Raw genomic sequence first — 21,774 nt, 5'->3', positions numbered from 1 at the left:
GACCGCCGTGCCCTCCACCGATCCGCAGACCAGCGCCCGGATGAGCCGGCAGCGGCGCAGGGACACCGTCCCCGAGGTGGCCCTGCGCCGGGAGTTGCATCGTCGCGGGGTGCGCTACTTCGTCGATCGTGCTCCCCTGCCGGGGATCCGTCGTCGTGCCGACCTGGTGTTCCCGCGCCGCCGCGTTGCGGTGTATGTCGACGGGTGCTTCTGGCATCGTTGCCCGCAGCACGCCACCGATCCGAAGAACAACGCCGAGTGGTGGGCCGCCAAGCTCGCCGGGAACGTGGCCCGGGACCGGGACACCGACGCGGCGCTCGCCGCGGCCGGATGGACGGCGGTGCGGATCTGGGAGCACGAGGACCCCGCGGAGGCCGCGGATCGGGTGCAGGCCGCATTGTTCGCGGCGGGACCGGGTACTGCCGATTCCTGACCGGCGAAGGAGGAAGCGGTGCAACCGGCGATCGCGCTCGTTCTCGGAGCGGTCATCGGGGTCCTGCTCGGCCTCCTCGGGGGCGGCGGATCCATCCTGGCGGTCCCCGCCCTGGTGTACGGCCTCGGACTCGACTTCCGCCAGGCCATCCCGATCTCGCTGATCGTCGTCGGGGCCGCAGCCCTGTCCGGGGCGATCCCCAAGGCTCGGGCCGGGCAGGTCGACTGGCGGCTGGCCGCGGTGTTCGCCGCGGCCGGCATCCCCGCGACGTTCGCCGGCACGGCTGTGGGCACGCTGCTGCCGCAACCGGTGCTGCTGGTGGGCTTCGCCGTCGTGATGGTGGTCGCGGGGATCCGGATGCTGCGCGAGAGCGACGACGCCGGGACCGCGTGCAAGACCGGCGACTTCGGCATCGACTGGAAGCGATGCGCGCCGAGGGCGATTCCGGCCGGCCTGGGGGTGGGCTTCTTGACCGGCCTGTTCGGCGTCGGCGGCGGCTTCCTGATCATCCCCGCGCTGGTGATGCTCCTCGGATTGGAGATGGGCGTCGCCGTCGGGACCTCCCTCGTCGTCATCGTCGCCAACTCGGCGGCCGGGCTGATCGCGCATCTCGGGGACGCCGACATCGACTGGTCGATCACGGCGGCGTTCGCCGGGGCCGCGGTCGTCGCGTCGCTTGTCGCCGGTCACCTCGGCACGCGCATGGAAACCGGACGGCTGCGGCGGTGGTTCGCCTATCTCGTCTTCGTCGTGGCCGCGTACGCGCTGGTGGACACACTGTTCCTGCGCTGAGCCGAAACTCTTCCCGCACTCCACGCATTCTTCGTACGCCCCGGGGTATCCGGGGGCATAGTGGAAGTACCGTGGAAAGGCATCGACATGGACGTATCGATCATCGAAACCTCGAGCCTCGGCGATCGCAGCTATCTCGTCACCGAGGCGGACGTCGCCGTCGTCGTGGATCCACAGCGGGACATCGATCGAGTGCTCGCGCTCGCCAACGACCGCGGAGCGCGCATCACCCATGTCCTCGAGACCCACATCCACAACGACTACGTCACCGGTGGGCTGGAACTGTCCCGCGCCGTCGAGGCCGAGTACATCGTTCCAGCCGGCGACGACGTGGACTACGAGCGACGTGCCGTCCACGACGGCGACCTGATCGACGCCGGTCCCATCCGGCTGCGGGTGATGCACACCCCCGGGCACACCCACCACCACGTCAGCTATGTGCTGCTCGACGCGACCGGCGGCACGCACGGGATCTTCACCGGCGGGTCGATGCTGTACGGCTCGACCGGCCGCACCGATCTCGTCGGCCCGCAGTACACCGAGGAACTGACCCACGCACAGTTCCGCTCCGTGCGACGGATCGCCGACGAAGTGCCGGCCGACACTCCGGTGTATCCCACCCACGGCTTCGGCAGCTTCTGCTCGGCGACCCCCACCAGCGGCGACTCGTCCACCGTCGGGCAGCAACGCGACGTCAACCCGGCGCTGACCCGCGACGAGCAGGCCTACGTCGACGAGCTCATCGCCGGACTCAATACCTACCCCGCGTACTACGCTCACATGGGCGTGATCAACAGGGCGGGTCCGTCGCCGCTCGACCTGTCTGCGCCGGAGCCGGTCGACCCGGCCGAGCTGCGCCGGCGCATCGACGCCGGTGAGTGGGTCGTCGATCTGCGCGAGCGCACCGCCTTCGCCGCGGGACACCTGGGCGGCACACTCGGCTTCGAGCTGTCCACCTCCTTCGTCACCTACCTGGGGTGGCTCTACAAGTGGGGTGCGCCACTGACGCTCATCGGCGAGAGCGACGAGCAGATCGCCGACGCCAAGCGCGAACTGGTCCGCATCGGCGTCGACGAACTCGCCGGAGCGGCCGTCGGCGAGATCCACACCCTGGTCAACGGACACGAACTTCGGTCGTACCGCGTCTCGGACTTCGCGGAGCTGACCCGGGAGATCGACAGCGAGCAGGTCCGGGTCCTCGACGTGCGCCAGAAGGACGAGTACGAGGACGGCCACGTGCGCGGAGCGGTCAACATCCCGCTGCACGACCTCGCCGAGCGGCTCGACGAGGTACCCCGCGGGGAGGTGTGGGTGCACTGTGGCTCCGGCTACCGGGCATCCGTCGCCGCGTCCATGATCGACCGGATCGACCGCACCGTCGTCCTCGTCAACGACGACTTCGAGAAGGCGTACGACCACGGTCTGATCGGCACGTCGTAGGTCCTGCCCCATCGTCGGGGCCGGGGGGCCGCCACGACGCGAGAGCCCCTCACCACAATGGGTGAGGGGCTCTTCGTTGTGCGCCCGAAGGGATTCGAACCCCTAACCTTCTGATCCGTAGTCAGATGCTCTATCCGTTGAGCTACGGGCGCAGTGCGTGTATGTAGTTGTTTCTGGTATGCAGTTGTTTCTCATATTCAGTTGTCGCCGGCGACGCTGCACCGACGTGGCGGAGGCGAGAGGATTTGAACCTCCGGTCCCCCGTAAAGGGGACAACTCATTAGCAGTGAGTCCCATTCGGCCGCTCTGGCACGCCTCCCTGGGGGGTTTCGATTCTCTCGAACCGCCGGGACGAAAGATTACACACGTTCGGACGACAAACGCAAAACGCCTGGTCAGCGCAGGTGTGCGTCGAACCAGTCGAAGATCCGGCGCCGTGCGTCGATGATCGCCGCCTCGGCCGGGTCGGTGTCCGGATCGGCGGTGTCGTGCTCGACCGGCGGCTCGTCGGGGCGATGCGCCAGGCCGGGGTAACCGATGACCAGGGTCGGTGCGTCGGCCTGTCCGGCAGCCTCGCGCAGCTGCTCGACGTCGCCGGTCGGGGTGGTCGGGTCGTCCTCGCCGTACAGACCGAGCCACGGCGCCTGCAGGTTGCGCACGGCCTCGACGAGTGCGGGAACGTCGGGCCGCAACGGCTGCACGATGCCGTGCGCCGCGACGGTGACCGCGGCACCCACCCGCCGATTGGCGGCGACGATGAGCGCCGCCGTCCCGGCGTCGTCGAACCCGATCACGCCGACCGCGTCCGGGTAGACCCCACTGCGTACCAGCCAGTCCATCGCGGCATCGACGTCGTCGAACAGGTTCTGCCCGAACACCTCGTCGTCCTCGGTGAACTCGCGGTGGAACAGATTCGGAGCCACGACCAGCCAGCCCTCGGCAGCCAGAACCTCCATGAACGCCAGCAGGGCCGGCGGAAACACACGGGATTCGTGCAGCACGACGATGCCACCGCGGATGGCACCCTCCGGCCGAAACACGGTCAGCGGTACCTGCCCCGACCCGTCCGGCAACCGGGCCGCGGCAATGTGGATTCCCGACATACCGTCCACGATGACACGACCCACCACGACCGTGCACGCAATCGCCGGGCGCATAATCGGCTGGTGACCCCACGGACCCGCCCCGACCTCACCTCGATCCCGTCCTATGTGCCCGGCCGCAGTTTCCCGGGCGCGATCAAGCTCGCCAGCAACGAGACCACCGTCGGTCCCCTGCCCAGCGTGCGCGACGCGATCGCCGAGGCGGCGTACACGGTCCACCGGTATCCGGACAACATGGCGGCCGTGCTCATCGGCGCGCTGGCCGGGCGGCTGGGGGTGAAGCCGGAGAACATCGCCGTGGGCAACGGCTCGGTGAGCCTGTGCCAGGAACTGGTGCTCTCGGCCTGCAACGACGGCGACGAGGTCGTGTTCTCCTGGCGGTCGTTCGAGGCGTACCCGGTGGTGACGGCGGTGGCCGGCGCGAAGTCGGTGCCGGTGCCCAACACCTCGGAGCACGGCCACGACCTCGACGCGATGCTCGCCGCGATCACCGACCGCACCCGGGTGGTGTTCGTCTGCAACCCCAACAACCCGACCGGGGCGCTGCTGGGCAGGGCGGAGCTGGAACGGTTCCTCGACGCGGTGCCGCCGCAGGTGATCGTCGCGCTCGACGAGGCCTACTTCGAATACGCCCGCCCGAAGCCCGGCGAGGAGCAGGCGGACGGGATCGCGCTCGCCGCCGGCCGGCCGAACGTCGTGGTGCTGCGGACCTTCTCGAAGGCCTACGGCCTGGCCGGCCTGCGGGTCGGCTATCTCGTCGGCGACCCGTCGGTGATCAAGGTCCTGAACAAGGTGCACACCCCGTTCAGCGTCAGCTCGCTCGCACAGCAGGCGGCCATCGCGTCCCTGGCGGCGGCCGACGAACTGCTCGAGCGCACCGACAGCGTGCTCGCCGAGCGCGACCGGGTGCGGACGGCGCTCGTGGACGCCGGCTATCCCGTGCCGGAGAGCTACGCCAACTTTGTGTGGTTGCCGCTCGGTGACCGGTCGGCGGCGTTCTCCGAGGCGTGCGCGGAGGCCGGTGTGCTGGTGCGCCAGTACGCGGACGACGGGGTGCGGGTGACCATCGGCGATCCGCACGAGAACGACGCGTTCCTCGCATTTGCGACCGGCAAGGGCGTCGAGATCGCGGAAATCTCGAAGCCCTGACCTGCGCAGGAACGCCTACGAGACCCAACCGTTATCGCCGGGTGGCGATCGCGTGACCATCCGTTGGCACACTCGTCCGGTCGGCTACGGAAGTTGGAGTGTGCGGATGGGTTCAGGCGTGGCACGCCGGTGGACCCTGTCCGCGGCCCTGCTGACCGGCGCGCTGTGGACGTCGCTCGCCGTGGCCCCCGCGACCGCGATCCCCCCGGACGCCCTGCCGCTGCGGCTCATCGCCTTCCGCGACCTGCACGGCAGCCTCCTCCCGCCCCAGGGCCCCCGCAGCGAGGTCGTCCGCTCCGACGGCGCATCCGTTCCGGCGGGCGGCGCCGCATATCTCGCCGCCTACGTCCGGCAGCTGCGCTCGCAGGCGGACAACTCGGTGCTCTACTCCGTCGGCGACACCTGGGGCTCGTCCCCGATCGAGTCGGCGATGTTCCACGACGAACCCACCGTCGACCTGCTCAACGGCCTCGACGTGACCGCGGCCGCCCTCGGCAACCACGAGTTCGACAACGGCTACGCCGAGTTGCAGCGCCTGCGCGACGGCGGCTGCCACCCGGAGGGCTGCCGGTACGACGAGGAGTACGCCGGAGCCACCTTCCCGCTGATCGCGGCGAACGTCGCCGACGCCGACGGCAGCCCCGCGGCCCTGCCGTTCACCGTGGACTACGTCGACGGTGTGCCGGTCGGCGTCATCGGCATCGCCCCCCACGACACGCCGCAGGTGGTGCGCGGCGACGACATCGCCGGCCTGCAGTTCACCGACGAGATCACGGCCGTCGACCGCACCGCCGACGCGCTCGATGCCCTCGGCGTCCGCTCGATCGTCCTGCTCTACAAGGGCGCGTTGACGCCGCCCGCCGGGACCGACCCGTGCGACGCCACCGCCGGGCCCGCGCGCAGCCTCGCCACCCGGGTGTCGCCGAAGGTGGATGTCATCGTCACCGCGGACGGCGACGACAGTTTCAACTGCAGCTACCCCGACCCGGCGGGCAGTCCCCGGACCGTGCTGCAGGGCGCCTCGCACGGGCGCATCATCTCGGTCGCGGACCTGACGATCGACCGGGAGAGCCGCGACGTGCTGCGCGACCGCACCCACGCGTTCAATCAGATCGTGACGCACGACATCGCCCCCGACCCGCGCACGCAGCAGTTCGTGGACCGGGCCGTCGACGAGTCGCGCGACGTCGCCGAACGCGTCGTCGGCCGCATCGCCGCCGACCTGACCCGCGATACCGTGCCCAGCGGCGAGTCGGCCCTCGGCAACCTCGTCGCGGACGCGCAGCTGGCGGCCGCCGAACCCGCCGGGGCGCAGCTCGCGCTCACGAATCCCGGTGGAGTGCGCGCCGACCTGCTGCATTCCGGTGACGGGGTCGTCACCTACGGCGACGCCTACGCAGCCCAGCCGTTCGGGAACCGGCTGCAGGTGCTCGAGCTCACCGGTGCGGAACTGGTCGGGATCCTCGAGCAGCAGTTCCAGCAGGACGGAACCGGCGCGGGCCGCGAACGGATCCTCGCGCCGTCGCACACCCTGCGCTACGTCCTCGACCGGGCCGCGGCGCCCGGCAGCCGGATCCGGGATGTCACGATCGCCGATCGGCCGCTCGATGCGGCCGCGGCCTACCGGGTGGTCGTCAACGGGTTCCTCGCCGAGGGCGGCGACGGATTCACCGGGTTCACACAGGCGCGACGGGCGACGGGGGCGGGTGCCGAGCTCGACGCCCTGAACGACTACCTGGCGCAGCACGCGCCCGTCCCGCCGCCGGCCACCGACCGCATCGCGCTGCCCTGACGGAACCGCTCAGCCGAGACCGAGGGCGCGTTCGAGCGTCGGCCAGGCGGTGCGCAGGTCGTCCTGCCAGTAGGGCCACGAATGCGTGCCGTACGGGCGGTAGACGATGGTGGCGGGGATTCTCAGCTCCCGCAGCCGCCGGTCGAAGCCGATCGTGCACACGAAGGCGCCGACCTCGAGCGGTCCGCCCACGTCGAGAGCCTCCGCGTCGGGGCCGACGTCGTACGGGCCGGGCAGGCCGTTGCCGGTGCTGATGAAGATCTCCTTGCCGCGCAGCCGCTCGGCCAGGGCGTACGGGTCGTGTGCCGCCCACGCCGGATCCCCCGGTGCACCCCACATGTTGTCCGGATTGCCGCCCTTGTAGGCGACGGTCCCGCGCACCGCGTCCTGCGCGGACGCCTTCGACGTGTCCAGGCAACCGCTCAGCGCGGCCACGCCCCGGTACAGGTCCGGATTCCGGGCGATCAGGCTCGCCGCCCCCGTGGCGCCCATCGACAGTCCGCCGATGGCGTTCACTCCGTTGCCCGCGAAGCGGGCGTCGATCAGCGGCGGCAGTTCCTTCGTCAGGAAGGTCTCCCACGCGTTCACGCCCAGAACGGGGTCCGGCGCGAGCCAGTCCGTGTAGTAGCTGGCGGTACCGCCGATCGGCAGCACCACGTTCACGTTCTTGTCGGCGACGAAGTCGACGAGGTCCGTGCGCTGTGTCCACGTGCTCTCGCGGTAGTCCGACTCGGCGCCGGCGCTGACGCCGTCGAGCAGGTAGAGGGACGGGCGCGGCCCGTCCCCGGCGGGGTGCAGGACCTGCACCTGGACGACCCGCTGCATCGACGGCGAGGACACGAACACCGCCGAGCGTCGAGCGGTGAGGGACTCCACCCGATCCACCCGCGCGGATGCCGCCGGCTCGGCGGACACGACGGACGTCACGGACAGTGGCAAAACGAACGCCGCGACGAGCGTCGCGACCACAGCTCTGAGCATCAACTTCCTTCGTCCCCCGACTTCGGAAAATCCGATTCCACAGTACGGACCGGGGCGGGTCAAGAAAGTGGGGCTCGTCACCAACGCGGATCGCCGCCCTTGGTGACGGTGGGGCACCGCGTCGCCGGCTACGGCTGTGGGGTCGGTTCCGGCGGGGTCCACGCCCGGTCCGTCGGCAGGTACGACCGGAACATCAGCACGAATTCCCCGGGCGGCGCCGGCAGCCAGTTCGAGCCGCCCGACACCGGCGGCCGGGACGAGACCCACACGTCGAGCGCACCGTCGGGACCACGGACCAGTCCGGGCGTCCGGTCGCCGACGGCGTAGCGGTCGACCGGGTTGGCGACGAGGAACATGTCGGGGCCGTACACGGTGACGGACCAGAAGCCGCGGTCGTCCACCGGCGGCCCCTCGGGCGGGAAGCGCAGGAGGTAACCGGCCTCGCCCCGCAGCGCCGATCCGTCCGCCGCGGTGCGGGCCACGTGGTACGTCGATTCCTCCGGCACGTTCGCGCCGAGCCCGATCGTCGCGACCACCGCGCGCTGCAGGTAGTCGGTGCCGTACCAGCCCGCGGTCGCCAGCGAGCCCCACACCGCACCGGACTGCTCGCCCGAGTCGACGAGGTCCCGGATGCGTCGCTCGCCGCGGATCACCCCGGTGGCGAGTGCGGCGACGGTGTCCGCCGGCCCGGCACTCGGCCGGGCGCCGGGCCCGACCCCGAGGCCGGCGAGTTCGTCGAGCAACGGTCCGTCGGCGGGCGGTGGTGGGTTCGCGGCCAGGATCGCCGACAGCTCGTCGAAGAACTGCGGCCCCGACGCCGCGAGCGCCTGCGGGTCGGGGTTGCTTCCGCACGCGGTCGGCGGCAGCGGTGGCGGCGCATCGGCGACGGGGGCGGTCAGCACGGTGAGCGAGTACTGCCGCTGCACGGCCCGGGCGGCCTCGAGGTCGGTCTGCGCCTCGACGAGAGTCCGGCCGATCATCCAGGCGTCCCACGTGGGTGACTCGATCACGGCCGCTCCCGCCGGCAGCGGACCGTCCCATCCCGGTGGGACGACGACGTGGGCGCCTGCGGCCGATCCCGTCGCCCGGGTGCCGACGTTGGCGAAGACGTCGGTATAGATGCCGAGAAATTGGAAGTCGAAGTACCGATCCCCCGCCTCCGGGTGCGTGAGCAGCACCGGTCCTTCCCGAAGATCCAGCCACGCAATCGAATACAGTGTGTCGACGTTGGGGGCGACGACGACGCGCGAGGTGGGATCGGCCGTCGCGGACTGGTGGTGGAGCCGGTTCACCGGCAGCAGGCAGAGCATGTTCGCCCGGGTCCGCGCGAGCGTCACGGGCGCGTAGCCGTAGACGTAGCCGTCGGTGGCCACGTCGACCGCGGTCCGCTCCGGTTCCGCTGCCGGATGCGGCGCCGCGCAGGCGGTCAGCAGGCCCACCGCGAGCGCTGCCGCCGCCCGAGCTGCTGTGCCGGCCATTCCGTCAGTGTAGGAGGCGAGAACGCGTTCCTGGAGCGACACTCGCCGTCGGATCCGGGCGCTCCGGTGCCACCTGCGCGCGTCCGACGACGAAGCCCGTCACCTGCACACACGCCGCAGGTGACGGGCTCTCCTTCCGGCGGAAGCGGAGGGATTTGAACCCCCGGTCGCTCTCACGACGCTCGCTTTCAAGGCGAGTGCATTCGGCCGCTCTGCCACGCTTCCGTGCCAAATCCTAACCACACCTGTCGTCGACGGCCGCCTCCACCTTGGTGAAGATCTCGGAGAGGGTCCGGATCTGCGTCCTCGTGAGCAGGTCGACGAGGTTGCGGCGCACACCGGCGACGTGCGTGGGCGCGGCCTCGGTGAGCCGGCGGCGGCCTTCGTCGGTGAGGGTGGCGAGGACGCCGCGGCCGTCCTCGAGGCAGGAACTGCGCACCACCATCGACGCGGCCTCCATGCGGCGGATCTGGTGGGTGAGGCGACTGCGGGACGACAGCACCCCGTCGGCGAGGTCGCTCATGCGCAGCGCCCCGTCAGGAGCCTCGGAGAGCAGCACCAGGATCCGGTACTCGGCCAGGGACAGGCCGTGCGCCTCCTGCAGGTCGCGATTGAGTCGATCCATGAGCCGGTGATTGCCGTCGATGTAGGCCCGCCATGCCCGCTGCTCGTCCGTGTCGAGCCAGCGCGGATCGGGACGGTCGGCATGCAGTTCGGCTGTCACGCGGGCAGTGTAGAGGCAGGCCGTCGTCTCTGTTACTCGCCGGTCAGTTCGCTGCGTGTCGCCCCTGCGTCGGCGTGTCGCGATAGCGTCGAACCCATGCGCGCAATCACGATCACCGAACCCGGCGGCTCCGGGGTCATGCAGTGGGCCGAGCAGCCCGACCCCACCCCCGGTCCCGGACAGGTCCTGATCGACGTGGCCGCGACGGCCGTCAACCGTGCCGATCTGCTGCAGCGCCGCGGCCTGTACCCGCCGCCGCCCGGGTCGAGCGACGTCCTGGGTCTCGAATGCTCGGGGGTGATCGCCGAACTCGGTGAGGGCGTGAGCGGCTGGTCGATCGGCGACCGGGTGTGCGCGCTGCTGACCGGCGGCGGCTACGCCGAGCAGGTCGTCGTCCCTGCCGGACAGGTCCTGCCCGTGCCGGAGGGCGTGGATCTCGCGGTGGCGGCGTCACTGCCCGAGGTGGCGTGCACCGTGTGGTCGAACGTGGTGATGGCGGCGGGCCTGCGCCGCGGTGAGGTGCTGCTCGTGCACGGCGGTGGGGGCGGCATCGGCACCCACGCCATCCAGGTCGGCAAGGCGCTGGGCGCGAAGGTCGCGGTGACCGCGTCGGCCGGCAAGCTCGACTACTGCCGTGAGCTCGGCGCCGACCTCGCGATCGACTACCGCTCGCAGGACTTCGTCGCCGAGGTCCGAGGCCGGTTCGGCGGCGCCGACGTGGTGCTCGACAACATGGGCGCGGCCTACCTGTCCCGCAACGTCGACGTGCTCTCCCCCGACGGCCGGCTCGTGGTGATCGGCATGCAGGGCGGCGCGAAGGGCGAGCTCAACCTCGGCAAGCTGCTCGCCAAGCGCGGGCACGTCCTCGCCACGGGCCTGCGCGGGCGGCCGGAGACCGGCCGTTCCGGCAAGAGCACGATCGTCGCGCAGGTTCGCGAGCACGTGTGGCCGATGATCGCCGAGGCCCAGGTCCGGCCCGTCGTACACGCAGAGGTGCCGATCACCGAGGCCGCGCGGGCCCACGAGATGCTGGATTCCCCCGACACCGTAGGCAAGGTCGTGCTGCGCATCGATCGGCACTGATATGTAGGGAAAGTTGTCAAGAGAGCAGAGTGAGGCGCCTCCGGGGAGCGACCCCGGGGGCGCCTCCGGCGCTTCGTCGACGAATCCTGCGGTGAGCGTGTCGCTCAGCGACGCGCGGTCAGACTGATATACGCGGGTTGGGTACCGCAGGACGGAATTTTCGGCTGGATCGCATCCGCGTGTCTAGAGTCGAGCGTCGGCCCCGAGGACCTGCTCATAGTGCCGATCGCGGGTCGATCCACGCGCTGTCACCACCGAACTCGTCGGCAAAGCAGATCAGGAGATTGCTTCAGCAGTCCATCACCGCCAACGACCAGCACCACCCCTCCAACTCACGGGCGATCGCCACATTCGCTGTCACGGGTCGTTTGCGGCGTTCGAGAAACCCCACCCACCGGCCGTGCAGGCGACGGTTACCCTCGTCGCCGCGGACACGGGCCGCGGCCGGCGCCTGCTCCCACCGCGACCGCAGCACCGACCCCACGCGATAGCGCGGTCGATGATGCCAGGCCGCTTCCACCAGCAACCGGCGGGCGTGGGTGTTCCCGGTCTTGGTGATCGACCCTTGCACCCGCGACGCACCGGAGGACTGTTCCGAGGGCACCAATCCGACGAACGAACCGATCGTATTGCCGGTGAACCGTGTCCAGTCACCGATCTCCACCGCCAACGCGAAGCCGGTCAAGGTGGAAACTCCACGCAGACAGCACATCCGGTGGACGACCGGGGTGAACTCGCTGGCCGCGGCCATCTCCTCGATCGCCGTGTCGAGTCGCCGGCGCCGGGCCCGCATCGTGAGCACGTGCTCGTAGTCGGCCTCGAACGCCATCCTCGTCGCCGGCCAGGTCAGCTGCGGTGCTGCTTCGGTGCGCAGCCACCGGTCGTGCGCTCCGGTCCAGGCCGCGCCGCCGTCGTAGACGAGGCCGTGGCGGAGCAGCAGTTTCGACAGACGATGGCGCGCCCGCATCAAATCCCCACGACAATCCTCCCGGGCCCGCACCAGGTCCCGGGCCGCTTCCTGATCGACGGTCGGGATCGCCACCGAGGTGACCTCGTCCAGACGCAGCAGCCGGGCCAGGTGCAGAGCGTCACGGGCATCGGTCTTGACCCGGTCCCCGGCGGGTTTCTGCAGCTTCGACGGGGCGGCGACCTCACACCGGATCCCGGCCGCGGACAGATCCCGATACAATCCGAAGCCGGTCGGTCCGGCCTCGTAGACCACCGCCGCCGGCCCCGGTAGGTCCGTGAGCCAGGAGCGGATGTGCTCGTAGGACGGCGTCAACTTGGTCTGGAACACCCGTCCTGTGACGCTGTCGATGGCTGCTGCCGCGACCGAACGTGCGTGCACGTCCAGTCCAACGCTCGTACGCTCGGTGAACACCGGGGCCTCCCACAATTGTCGGATAGGCCGGGCAGGCAGGTTCGTCTGCTCGGTAACCCACGAATCTTGTGCGTGAGGCCTCGGCCTGCAAGAGCGGACCACCAGCTCCGGCGTCCCCCTCGGTCCTCGCCGACCCGCCCCGGCGCCGGCCGCGATGTCAACGTGGAGCACGCGCAGCGCAGCGAGCATGAACGACGTTGACATCGACCGCGTGCCGGGGGGCGCGTCATCACTCGACCGAGGGGGACGCCGATCCCCACGAAAGCGAGCTCACGGCAAGTCGTGCGTCACTCCATATCGTCTAGGCCGGTCGGCCCGGTCAGGAGGCGGTGAGGTTGCGCAGCTCGCGCACCAGCTGGTCGAGCTCGTAGCGGGTGGTGTACGGGGCCAGGCCGATGGTGACCGCGCCGCCCTCGTCGCTGACGCCGAGCGAGTCGAGCAGGCGGCTCGTGCCGCGGCTGACCGCGACGGTGGCGATGCGACGGTCGGCGAGATGCGCGGCGACCTTCTCGGCGGGCACGCCCGCGACGGTGAAGCTCAGCGTCGGCACGCGGCTCGACGCACGGCCGATCACCATCACGTCGGGCAGGTTGTCGAGCAGGCGCATCAGCCGCTCGAACAGCTGGTCCTGGTAGCCCTGCAGCGAACTGATCGACGTTTCGAGACGCTCGCGGCGCGTGCCGGTCGCCTCGTCGTCGAGGGCCGCGAGGAAGTCGACGGACGTGACGAGCCCGGCGAGCATCGCGAACTGATGGCCGCCGACTTCGAGCCGCTCGGGGCCGCGTGCGTGCGGATCCAGGGAGACCGCCGGGATCCGGTCGAGTTGCGCCGGGTCGCGGAACACCAGGGCGCCGACCTGCGGTCCCCCCCACGCGGACGCGTTGACCGCGAGCACGTCGGCGCCGAGTTCGTGGATGTCGACGTGCGCGTAGGGCGCGGCCCCGGCCGCGTCGACCACCATGAGCCCGCCGACCTCGTGGAGCCGGTCGGCGGCGACGCGCACGTCCGGCGCGGAACCTACGAGCGACGACGCGGCGGTCAGCGCGACGAGCCGGGTGGTGGGAGTGATCAGTTCCTCGAACTGCCAGCTCGGCAGCTCGCACGTCTCGATCTCGACCTCGGCCCACCGGACCTGGGCGCCGTAGCGGCTCGCGACGCGCAGCCACGGTGCCACGTTGGCCTCGTCGTCCAGCCGGGACAGCACGAGCCCGGTGCCGAGCCCGAGCCGGGAACTGAGCGACTCCGCGAGCCAGGCCAGCAGGACCGCCCGATCCGGTCCGAGCACCACACCCGCCGGGTCACCGCCGACGAGATCGGCGACGGCGACGCGCGCCGCCTGCAGCAGCGACGCGCTCCGACGGTTGGAGGTGTGCCGGCCCGTCGGGGACGCCGCGGCGTTGCGGAATGCCGTCGACACCGCGCGGGAGACCGCGTCGGGAATCTGCATTCCGGCCTGTGGGTCGAGATGGATCCAACCGTCGCCGAGCGAGGGAATCAACCCCCGGATCCGGGCAACGTCGTAAGCCATGCGTGACACTCTAAATCCCGGTGTCAATCGTGTGTCGTCCACGTCGGTCCCGTACGCCCTCCGAAGGTGCACGTACGGAGCGCAATGTCGGGTGAAACCTCCCGTATCGGGAACCTGACTCGGCAACGGCCCCGGCGAGAGGACAAGATGGAACCATGACGCATTCGGAGAATGAGCACGTCCTCGTGATCGGACCCGACGGCAATCCCGTCGCGGTCCAGCGCGACGGTACCGCCTCCGGTGATCCGCGGGAGTCCGCCGCCGAGCCCCAGGAGAAGCCGGACGACGCCGAGTCGCTCGCCGACATGGTCGAGCAGCCGGCGAAGGTCATGCGGATCGGCACCATGATCAAGCAGCTGCTCGAGGAGGTCCGCGCCGCGCCGCTCGACGATGCGAGCCGTGCCCGTCTGCGCGAGATCCACCAGTCCTCCATCCAGGAGCTCGGCGAGGGCCTCGCCCCGGAACTGCGCGAGGAACTCCAACGGCTCGCGTTGCCCTTCGGTCAGGACGAGGTGCCGTCCGACGCGGAGCTGCGGATCGCGCACGCTCAGCTCGTCGGTTGGCTCGAGGGCCTGTTCCACGGCATCCAGACGGCACTGTTCGCGCAGCAGATGGCGGCGCGGGCGCAGCTCGAGCAGATGCGTCAGGGCGCGCTGCCGCCGGGCATGCTGGGGGGCGGACCGCGTCCCGACGAGCGGCACGGCCCGGGACCGGGTGCCCCGGGTACCGGTCAGTACCTGTAGCGACGGCCCGACCACGATCCCCGGTAGGCTCGGACCTCGTGTCAGCTTCTGCCCTCGATCCCGAGCCCACCGCCGCGGACTCTCCGGTGGTGTCGGATTCGCAGACCTTCCGGCGCGGCCTGAAGGATCTGCGCGACGGCTTCGCCCAGCGCGAGCTGTGGCTCAGCCTGGCCTGGCAGGACATCAAGCAGCGCTACCGGCGCTCGGTCATCGGTCCGTTCTGGATCACCATCGCCACCGGTGTCCAGGCCACCGCCATCGGCATCCTGTACGCCGCGCTGCTGGACATTCCGCTCGACGAGTTCCTGCCGTACGTGACGGTCGGACTGATCGTCTGGAACATGATCAGCGCCTCCATCCTGGAGGGCTCGGAGGTGTTCATCGCCAACGAGGGCCTGATCAAGCAGTTGCCGTCGGCGCTGAGCGTGCACATCTACCGGCTCGTGTGGCGGCAGTTGCTGTTCTTCGCCCACAACCTCGTGATCTACGTGATCATGATCTTCGCCTTCGGAGTGTGGCGAGACCTGACCTGGACGTCCCTCGCGGCGATCCCGGCGCTGGGCCTGATCGTGCTCAACGCCGTCTGGGTGGCGATCCTGTTCGGCATCTTCGCCACCCGCTACCGCGACATCGCCCCGATCCTGTCCAGCCTCACACTGCTGCTGTTCGTGCTCACCCCGATCATGTGGACGACGCAGAGCCTCGAGGCGCAGGGCGGGCAGGCCGCCCAGCGCGTCAAGCTGGCCGAGATCAACCCGCTGTTCCACTACCTCGACATCATCCGGGCGCCGATGATCGGCCAGGACCAGCAGGCCTACCACTGGTACATCGTGCTGGCGATCACCGTGGCCGGCTGGGGACTGGCGCTGCTGGCGCTGCGTAAGTACCGGGCCCGCGTGCCCTACTGGGTCTAAGGGGCCGTCATCATGACCGAACATGTGAGCATCGAGACGCGCGGCGCGTGCGTCGACTTCCCGATCTTCGACGCGAAGACCCGGTCGCTGAAGAAGGCGTTCCTCGGCAAGGCCGGCGGTTCGATCGGCCGCAACAACTCCGACGTGGTGGTGGTGGAGGCGCTGCGCGACATCACCCTGTCGCTGAAGGAAGGCGACCGCATCGGCCTCGTCGGTCACAACGGCGCCGGCAAGTCCACACTGCTGCGGCTGCTGGCGGGGATCTACGAGCCCACGCGCGGCAGCGCCCGGATCCGGGGCCGCGTCGCGCCGGTGTTCGACCTCGGCGTGGGCATGGACCCGGAGATCTCCGGCTACGAGAACATCATCATCCGCGGGCTGTTCCTCGGTCAGACCCGCAAGCAGATGCTCGCGAAGATGGACGAGATCGCCGAGTTCACCGAGCTCGGCGAGTACCTGAACATGCCGCTGCGCACGTATTCGACCGGCATGCGGGTCCGCGTCGCGATGGGCGTGGTCACCAGCATCGACCCCGAGATCCTGCTGCTCGACGAGGGCATCGGCGCGGTCGACGCCGACTTCATGAAGAAGGCGCGGGTGCGCCTGCAGAAGCTCGTGGAACGCTCCGGCATCCTCGTCTTCGCCAGCCACTCCAACGAGTTCCTCGCGCAGCTGTGCGAGCGCGCGCTGTGGATCGACCACGGGCAGATCCGCATGGAGGGCGGCATCGAGGAGGTCGTGCGCGCCTACGAGGGCGACGACGCGGCCGACCATGTGCATCACGTCATCGCCGAGCTGGAACGCGAGCAGGGGCTGCCGCAGGAGCGCTCGGCGTGAGCGAACGCATCGTCGGGGTGGTGGTCACCCACCGGCGGCGCGAGCAGCTGGCACAGTCGCTGAAGGTCCTGAGCGCCCAGACCCGGCCGCTCGACCACCTGGTGGTCGTCGACAACGCCGACGAGGAGGCCGTGCGCGACCTCGTCGAATCGTGCCCCCTGCCCACCAGCTACCTCGGGTCCAAGCACAATCTCGGCGGCGCCGGCGGCTTCGCCCTGGGCATGCTGTACGCGCTGTCGCTCGGCGCGGACCGGGTGTGGCTCGCCGACGACGACGGCCGCCCGGAGGGCCCCGACGTCCTCGCGACACTGCTCGAGTGCGCGCAGCGGCACGGCCTGGCGGAGGTGTCGCCGGTGGTGTGCGACATCGACGACCCCGACCGTCTCGCGTTCCCGTTGCGCCGGGGCGTGGCGTGGCGTCGTCACCGCAGCGAACTCGGCGACGTCGAGAGCGACGATCTGTTGCCGGGCATCGCGTCGCTGTTCAACGGCGCCCTGTTCACCGCCGCCGCGATCGACGCGGTGGGCGTGCCGGACCTGCGGCTGTTCGTGCGCGGCGACGAGGTGGAGGTGCACCGTCGCCTGGTCCGCTCGGGTCTGCGGTTCGGCACCTGCCTGCGCACCGCCTATCTGCACCCCAACGGCGCCGACGAGTTCAAGCCGATCCTCGGCGGCCGGATGCACACCCAGTACCCGGACAACGACACGAAGCGGTTCTTCACCTACCGCAACCGCGGCTACCTGCTCTCACAGCCCGGTCTCCGCCGGTTGCTGCCACAGGAATGGGTGCGGTTCGGCTGGTACTTCCTCGTCAGCCGCCGGGACCCTGCCGCGCTCCGCGAATGGGTGCGGCTGCGCAAGCTGGGCCGGCAGGAACGGTTCGAGCGGCCTGTGTGAGGGACCGACTATCGGGCCGAATGTCACATTGCGTCGATGGAACCGGCGCAATGTGACATTCGGCCGGGTGGGAGGGCGCGATTGCGCCCTATCGGCCCACTGTCTAGGTTCGGGGCTAGGTCTCGACGGGCACGGGAGGGCGCGATGCTGGGGCGTTGGCGGGCGACGACCCGGGGCAAGCTGCAGCGTGCCGTCGCCGAAGTCGTCGACCTCTCGGCGCGACGCACCCGCGAGCTGCAGGAGAACCACCACGACCGGATTCTCGCCGAGCTGACCGCGACCACCGCGGAGCTGCGGCAGGTACTGGCCGAGCTCGCACAGACCCGTTCGGAGGTGGGCCTGCTCCGGGACCGCGTCGCCGATCTCGAGCACCGGCAGCGCCGCGACCTGCGCTATGCGATGGACCGCGCCGCGACCGATACCGCCGCGGCGTTCGCGGTCGCGAACATGCCCACCGCCGCGGTCCTCGACACCCCGCACGACACCCTGCGGTTCGCGCTCGACCGGGTGTCCCGGCCCGGCCTGGCCCTCGAGTTCGGGGTCGCGTCGGGCACCACGTTGCGGATCGTCGCCGACGTGTTGGGCGCGGACCACCCGGTGTTCGGGTTCGACGTCTTCACCGGACTGCCGGAGGCGTGGCGCAGCGGGTTTCCCGCCGGGGAGTTCGCGCAGGACACCCCGCCCGACGTGCCCGGCGCCGAGCTGGTGCCCGGCCTGTTCGCCGACACCCTTCCCCGCTTCCTCGCCGCACATCCCGGCGACGTCGCGTTCGTCCACCTCGACGCCGACCTCTACTCGTCCACGACGACGGTGCTCGACCTGCTCGAGGACCGCCTGGTGCCCGGCACCGTGCTGGTGTTCGACGAGTTCTTCAACTATCCCGGCTGGCAGCGGCACGAGTACCGGGCGTGGACCGAGTTCGTCGCGCGCACCGGTACGGCGTTCGAGTACCTCGCCTACACGGCCGACAACGAGCAGGTCGTCGTGCAACTGCGGTGAACCGTCACCGCACGAAACGGATCACCTGGCTGACATTGAACTGCCGGCGCTCGTCGATCCGGAAACCGGCATGCACGAGCCCGGCGTACTCCGGGGTCGACTCGAACCGGTGCGGTGGAAGCGTCCACCACTGATTCGACGTGTGATAGACCCGCTGTTCGGTCGTCCGCTCGGCGTCCGCGAAGAACCACACCACCTCGCACGTGGGCAACTGCCCCGCGACAGCCTGGAACGGGAGATTCTCGTCCCACAGCCAGCCCTCGGCGGCCGCGGTCCGTCCGAGCCCCAGGTCGCGGGTCCCCGCGAACGTGTCCGGGCGCGCGGTCTGCACCAGCCGCTGCGACGCCGGGTTCCAGGCGGCGCCGCCGAACAGCACACAGTCGCCCGGCGCCAGCCGGCCGGCGACGTCGCGGTTGACCGTGCTGAAGTCCATGCCGCTGGGGTCGGACCACGCGGAGCGCTGCGCGACGAACGACGGCACGGTCAGCAGCACCAGCGCACCGGTGACACCGACCGTCGCCCACGGCCGCACGGCCACGGCGGCGACGGCGACCGCACCGATGAGGGCCACCGCCGGCGTCGTGAACGTCAGATACCGGTCCAGGTAGACCGGGGACGCGACGAGCGAGTACGCCACGAGCATCGCCATCGGCACGACGATCCACGGCACGGCCACCGCGAGAACACCGTGCCGCTGCGCCCGCATGCGCCGCCGCACAGACGCGACGAGCCCCACGACGACCAGGACCGTGAATGCCGCCGCGAACCAGGGGGCGCCCACGAACCACTGGTACTCCCATACGATCCGCGGCAGGTTCCGGTCGAGCGGCGGAATCCACGTGGTCTGCCCCGCCTGGGCGAACGCCTCCAGCACGAGCGGGCTCGCCGCCGCCGACCCCGCCACGACCGCCCCCAGCCACGCGAGTCCGCGGCGCCGCAGGTCACCCCGCAACGCCACGGTGATCAGGTGGGCCGGTATCAGCGCGACCGTGTACAGGAACAGCACCACCGACAGTGCGAGCACAGCGGCGTACGCCAGCCACCATCGGACCCGGCCCGACTCGCACGCCACGAGCAGCAGCACGGTCAGCCATACGGCGGCGGCCGCGGACGGGGCATAGCTGCGGGCCTCGACCGCAGCCCACGTCACGCGCGGCAGCAGCAGGAAGACGACACCCGCGAGCACGCCCAGCCGCCGGTCGGCGAGTTTCCAGCCGAGCACGACCACACCCCCGGCCGCGGCGCCCACGGCCAGGACGCTCGGCAGCCGCGCCGAGAATTCCGAAGCCCCGAAGACGGCGAACCAGTACCGCATCGCCACGTAGTAGAGGCCGTGGACGATGTCGACGTTACCGAGCACCCGGTCCAGGTCGACGCGGGAGCGCTGCGCCACCGAGAGGGTGGCCAGCTCGTCGTACCAGAAGGAGGGCCGCCCGGTGCCCAACGCTGCGACGATCGAACCCAGCAGTGCGATGAGGACAGCATCCCGCGCGCACGCCGTGGTCCGATCGGCCATCGGCTACTTCCCGTACAGGCGGGCCCAGTTCTCCCGGCTGGTCAGCTGCGGCATGGCCTCGCGATACCGCAAGGACACCGCGGGGGTCTCCTTCTTCAAGGCCTGCAGCGCGCGCACACCGCGCCGGAGCAGCGCGACGGCCCGCTCCTTGTCCCGCTTGCGCACGCGGACCCCTTCCTGGGACGCGTCGGTGACCACGGCGTGCGAGAACAGCGACACGTGCCACCAGTGCGCATCCGACGACGGGATGGCGACCGGATGCGCCGGGAGGCGACCGCGCCACTGGTTGAGGGTGCGCTTGGCCAGTACCGCCCACTCGAGGCTCTTGCGCGGGTACGGGCCGGCCGGGGTGATGAACATGTCGGCCGGACGCAGGCCCGGCACGTTGTTCGCGTTGTGGCGGATGGTCTCACCGTATTCCGCGCGCTCGCGCCGGATGGCGGCCGCCGCCTCCATGCCGCCGTCGTGCAGGAACTCGGGCCCCCGCAGGAAGTCCTCGACGGCCTTGATCAGGGTGAAGGCCATCCCGTACTGCATCGAGACGAGGTACCGGAACAGGTCGGTCCGCAACTGCTTGGCGAGTGCCTTGCCGTCGAGTTCGGTGTGCAGGGCCGCGGTGATCATGGCGTTGCGGAGGTTGAAGTAGCGGTGCCACTCGTCCCAGTCCTTCCACGCGAAATCCGCGTGCCACACCGCGGCACCGGGCAGCGTGACGGTCGCGACGCCGTTCGCCCGCGAGCGGTAGCCGTACTCGATGTCGTCCCACTGGAAGAACAGCGGCAGCGGATAGCCGACCTTCTCCACGACCTCCGACGGGATCAGGCACGACCACCACCCGTTGTAGCCTGCGTCGACCCGGATGTCCTGCTGCTTCTTCAGCGTGCTCTTGTCCGCGAGCGCGTTCTTCACCTCCAGCCCGGCCTGGAGCCGCTGCAGGTCTGCGACCTCGGCCCCGACGTGGACCCGGTCGGGATGCAGCAGGTACAGCATCTGCGCGCCGACGATCGCGGGCTCGACGGTGCAGTTCGCGAACATGTTGAGCCGGACCACCGCCTCCGGTTCGCACAGGACGTCGTCGTCCATGAACACGATGTTGGCTCCGGGGTTCCGCGCGGAGCCGGCGACCTCGTACAGGCCGCGGGTGAATCCGCCGGCGCCGCCCAGGTTGGGCTGTGTGATGTAGACGAGCTTGTCGCCGAGTTCGGAGGCGACGCGCTGGAACTCCTGCCGGGTCTCCACCCGGTCGTTGCCCTGATCGATCACGTACACCGACTGCACGTCGGCCAGCGCGATCGGGTCGTCCGCCATGGCGGCCAGCGTCGCCGCGCAGTCGTCGGCGCGGTTGAAGGTGCAGATGACGACGGCGGCCGGCCGCAGGGACTTCGGTGCCGGCACCGTCCACCGGGCGTTCTCGACGGCCAGTTCGCCGGAGCCGGTGGAGATCCGTGCGAACAGGGCACCGCCGTCGACGAACCGGTCGATCGGGGTGGACACCGTCACCGTCGCGGGCGCGCCGTTCGACGACACGGCGGTCGTGGCGACGATCCGTCGCCGGCCCCGGGCATCGGTGGCGACCAGTTCGATGCGGCCGTCCCCGTCGACCTCGGCGACGAACTCGACCTCGGTGACGGCGGTCCAGCGCTGCCAGTAGCTGGCGGGGAATCTGCCGAAGTAGGTGTCCGTTTCGACACGGCTCCGGCGGCCGAGACGCACCCTGGTCCGCTCACGGTCGACGGTCCCCTTGACGGTGACGTACATGTCGTCGCTGACCAGCGGAGACGGCCCCGCGAACAGCGCACGCTGAGCGGTCGGACGGGTTGCGGGGCGCCCCGTGACGGACGAACCGTCAGCTGCGGTGCCGACCCCTCCCGTCGGTTCGATCGCAGCGAATTCGGCCTTGTCCATCCGTCGAAACACCTTTCGGAACCTTGCTGCCCCCCAGGACACAACTCGTCCCAGGCTACCAACGGACCGGGGACCGGCCG

At 70.3% G+C, this 21,774-nt stretch carries 19 protein-coding genes and 3 tRNA genes; 11 read left to right on the top strand and 11 right to left on the bottom strand.

Features of this window, described 5'->3' with window-relative positions; all coding sequences use genetic code 11:
• The first annotated feature begins 7 nt into the window (after nt 1-7).
• From ISO16_RS18995 to ISO16_RS18985, 3 genes are all read left to right on the top strand, one after another.
• Nucleotides 8-433 carry a very short patch repair endonuclease gene (locus ISO16_RS18995; RefSeq protein WP_006932816.1) on the top strand — a complete coding sequence of 142 codons (426 nt, stop codon included), beginning with the start codon at nt 8-10 and terminating at the stop codon, nt 431-433.
• A gap of 18 nt (nt 434-451) precedes the next feature.
• Entirely contained in the window at nt 452-1,225 is a 774-nt protein-coding gene (locus tag ISO16_RS18990; protein ID WP_072633989.1) for a sulfite exporter TauE/SafE family protein, read from the top strand.
• Nucleotides 1,226-1,312: 87 nt separating this feature from the next.
• Entirely contained in the window at nt 1,313-2,665 is a 1,353-nt protein-coding gene (locus tag ISO16_RS18985) for an MBL fold metallo-hydrolase (RefSeq protein WP_072633988.1), read from the top strand.
• A 79-nt stretch (nt 2,666-2,744) separates the two neighbouring features.
• Here ISO16_RS18985 and ISO16_RS18980 read toward each other — a convergent pair.
• The 3 genes from ISO16_RS18980 to ISO16_RS18970 form a co-directional block, all read right to left on the bottom strand.
• A tRNA-Arg gene (locus ISO16_RS18980) sits at nt 2,745-2,817 on the bottom strand.
• 75 nt (nt 2,818-2,892) lie between these two features.
• Nucleotides 2,893-2,984: transfer RNA gene (locus ISO16_RS18975), tRNA-Ser, on the bottom strand.
• 76 nt (nt 2,985-3,060) lie between these two features.
• The gene (locus ISO16_RS18970; protein ID WP_072633991.1) at nt 3,061-3,768 is read right to left on the bottom strand and encodes a dienelactone hydrolase family protein; all 708 of its coding nucleotides are present in this window, start codon (nt 3,766-3,768) and stop codon (nt 3,061-3,063) included.
• Between the two features lie 63 nt (nt 3,769-3,831).
• Here ISO16_RS18970 and hisC point away from each other — a divergent pair, with 63 nt between their 5' ends.
• A complete protein-coding gene (hisC, locus tag ISO16_RS18965) occupies nt 3,832-4,917 on the top strand; it encodes a histidinol-phosphate transaminase (RefSeq protein WP_072633987.1) in 1,086 nt (361 codons plus the stop codon).
• A gap of 106 nt (nt 4,918-5,023) precedes the next feature.
• Nucleotides 5,024-6,709, top strand: a complete 1,686-nt coding sequence (locus tag ISO16_RS18960) for a bifunctional metallophosphatase/5'-nucleotidase (protein ID WP_072633986.1) — start codon at nt 5,024-5,026, stop codon at nt 6,707-6,709.
• 9 nt (nt 6,710-6,718) lie between these two features.
• On the opposite strand, the gene ISO16_RS18955 is transcribed toward ISO16_RS18960, so the two are convergent.
• From ISO16_RS18955 to ISO16_RS18940, 4 genes are all read right to left on the bottom strand, one after another.
• Nucleotides 6,719-7,690: an alpha/beta hydrolase gene (locus ISO16_RS18955; protein ID WP_029547048.1), complete on the bottom strand. Its 972-nt coding sequence runs from the start codon at nt 7,688-7,690 to the stop codon at nt 6,719-6,721.
• Nucleotides 7,691-7,818: 128 nt separating this feature from the next.
• Complete coding sequence (locus tag ISO16_RS18950; RefSeq protein WP_072633990.1) at nt 7,819-9,129, bottom strand: DUF1254 domain-containing protein; 1,311 nt, start codon at nt 9,127-9,129, stop codon at nt 7,819-7,821.
• Nucleotides 9,130-9,308: 179 nt separating this feature from the next.
• Nucleotides 9,309-9,393, bottom strand: a tRNA-Ser gene (locus ISO16_RS18945).
• 10 nt (nt 9,394-9,403) lie between these two features.
• Nucleotides 9,404-9,892, bottom strand: a complete 489-nt coding sequence (locus tag ISO16_RS18940; protein WP_006932792.1) for a MarR family winged helix-turn-helix transcriptional regulator — start codon at nt 9,890-9,892, stop codon at nt 9,404-9,406.
• A 96-nt stretch (nt 9,893-9,988) separates the two neighbouring features.
• Here ISO16_RS18940 and ISO16_RS18935 point away from each other — a divergent pair, with 96 nt between their 5' ends.
• On the top strand, nt 9,989-10,975 hold the full coding sequence (locus ISO16_RS18935; RefSeq protein WP_006932790.1) for an NAD(P)H-quinone oxidoreductase: 987 nt from the start codon (nt 9,989-9,991) through the stop codon (nt 10,973-10,975).
• Nucleotides 10,976-11,264: 289 nt separating this feature from the next.
• Here the strand turns inward: ISO16_RS18935 and ISO16_RS18930 are convergent, their stop codons facing one another.
• Together ISO16_RS18930 and ISO16_RS18925 are read right to left on the bottom strand one after the other, a co-directional pair.
• On the bottom strand, nt 11,265-12,356 hold the full coding sequence (locus ISO16_RS18930) for an IS110 family transposase (RefSeq protein ID WP_072636908.1): 1,092 nt from the start codon (nt 12,354-12,356) through the stop codon (nt 11,265-11,267).
• A 319-nt stretch (nt 12,357-12,675) separates the two neighbouring features.
• A complete protein-coding gene (locus ISO16_RS18925) occupies nt 12,676-13,884 on the bottom strand; it encodes a cysteine desulfurase-like protein (RefSeq protein ID WP_029547046.1) in 1,209 nt (402 codons plus the stop codon).
• A 155-nt stretch (nt 13,885-14,039) separates the two neighbouring features.
• On the opposite strand from ISO16_RS18925, the gene ISO16_RS18920 reads away from it, so the two are divergent.
• The 5 genes from ISO16_RS18920 (at nt 14,040) to ISO16_RS18900 (ending at nt 18,273) form a co-directional block, all read left to right on the top strand.
• Entirely contained in the window at nt 14,040-14,627 is a 588-nt protein-coding gene (locus ISO16_RS18920) for a bacterial proteasome activator family protein (protein WP_029547045.1), read from the top strand.
• A gap of 38 nt (nt 14,628-14,665) precedes the next feature.
• Nucleotides 14,666-15,541 carry a galactan export ABC transporter permease subunit Wzm/RfbD gene (gene wzm / locus ISO16_RS18915; RefSeq protein ID WP_006932781.1) on the top strand — a complete coding sequence of 292 codons (876 nt, stop codon included), beginning with the start codon at nt 14,666-14,668 and terminating at the stop codon, nt 15,539-15,541.
• Between the two features lie 12 nt (nt 15,542-15,553).
• Nucleotides 15,554-16,378, top strand: a complete 825-nt coding sequence (gene wzt, locus ISO16_RS18910) for a galactan export ABC transporter ATP-binding subunit Wzt/RfbE (protein WP_029547044.1) — start codon at nt 15,554-15,556, stop codon at nt 16,376-16,378.
• Nucleotides 16,375-17,274 carry a galactofuranosyltransferase GlfT1 gene (gene glfT1 / locus ISO16_RS18905; protein WP_043796752.1) on the top strand — a complete coding sequence of 300 codons (900 nt, stop codon included), beginning with the start codon at nt 16,375-16,377 and terminating at the stop codon, nt 17,272-17,274. Before wzt ends, glfT1 begins: the two co-directional genes overlap by 4 nt.
• 144 nt (nt 17,275-17,418) lie before the next feature.
• Nucleotides 17,419-18,273 carry a TylF/MycF/NovP-related O-methyltransferase gene (locus tag ISO16_RS18900; RefSeq protein WP_006932775.1) on the top strand — a complete coding sequence of 285 codons (855 nt, stop codon included), beginning with the start codon at nt 17,419-17,421 and terminating at the stop codon, nt 18,271-18,273.
• 4 nt (nt 18,274-18,277) lie between these two features.
• On the opposite strand, the gene ISO16_RS18895 is transcribed toward ISO16_RS18900, so the two are convergent.
• Entirely contained in the window at nt 18,278-19,789 is a 1,512-nt protein-coding gene (locus tag ISO16_RS18895) for a glycosyltransferase family 39 protein (RefSeq protein ID WP_072633981.1), read from the bottom strand.
• A gap of 3 nt (nt 19,790-19,792) precedes the next feature.
• Nucleotides 19,793-21,694, bottom strand: coding sequence for a glycosyltransferase (locus ISO16_RS18890; RefSeq protein WP_072633980.1), 1,902 nt, complete (start codon nt 21,692-21,694; stop codon nt 19,793-19,795).
• Nucleotides 21,695-21,774 lie beyond the last annotated feature (80 nt).

Source organism: Rhodococcus sp. M8 (assembly GCF_015654185.1).
In the GTDB taxonomy this organism is placed as follows: Bacteria; Actinomycetota; Actinomycetes; order Mycobacteriales; family Mycobacteriaceae; genus Rhodococcus; species Rhodococcus aetherivorans.
Note: the sequence above shows the minus strand (reverse complement) of the source record. Positions and strands in the feature narration are given on the sequence as shown.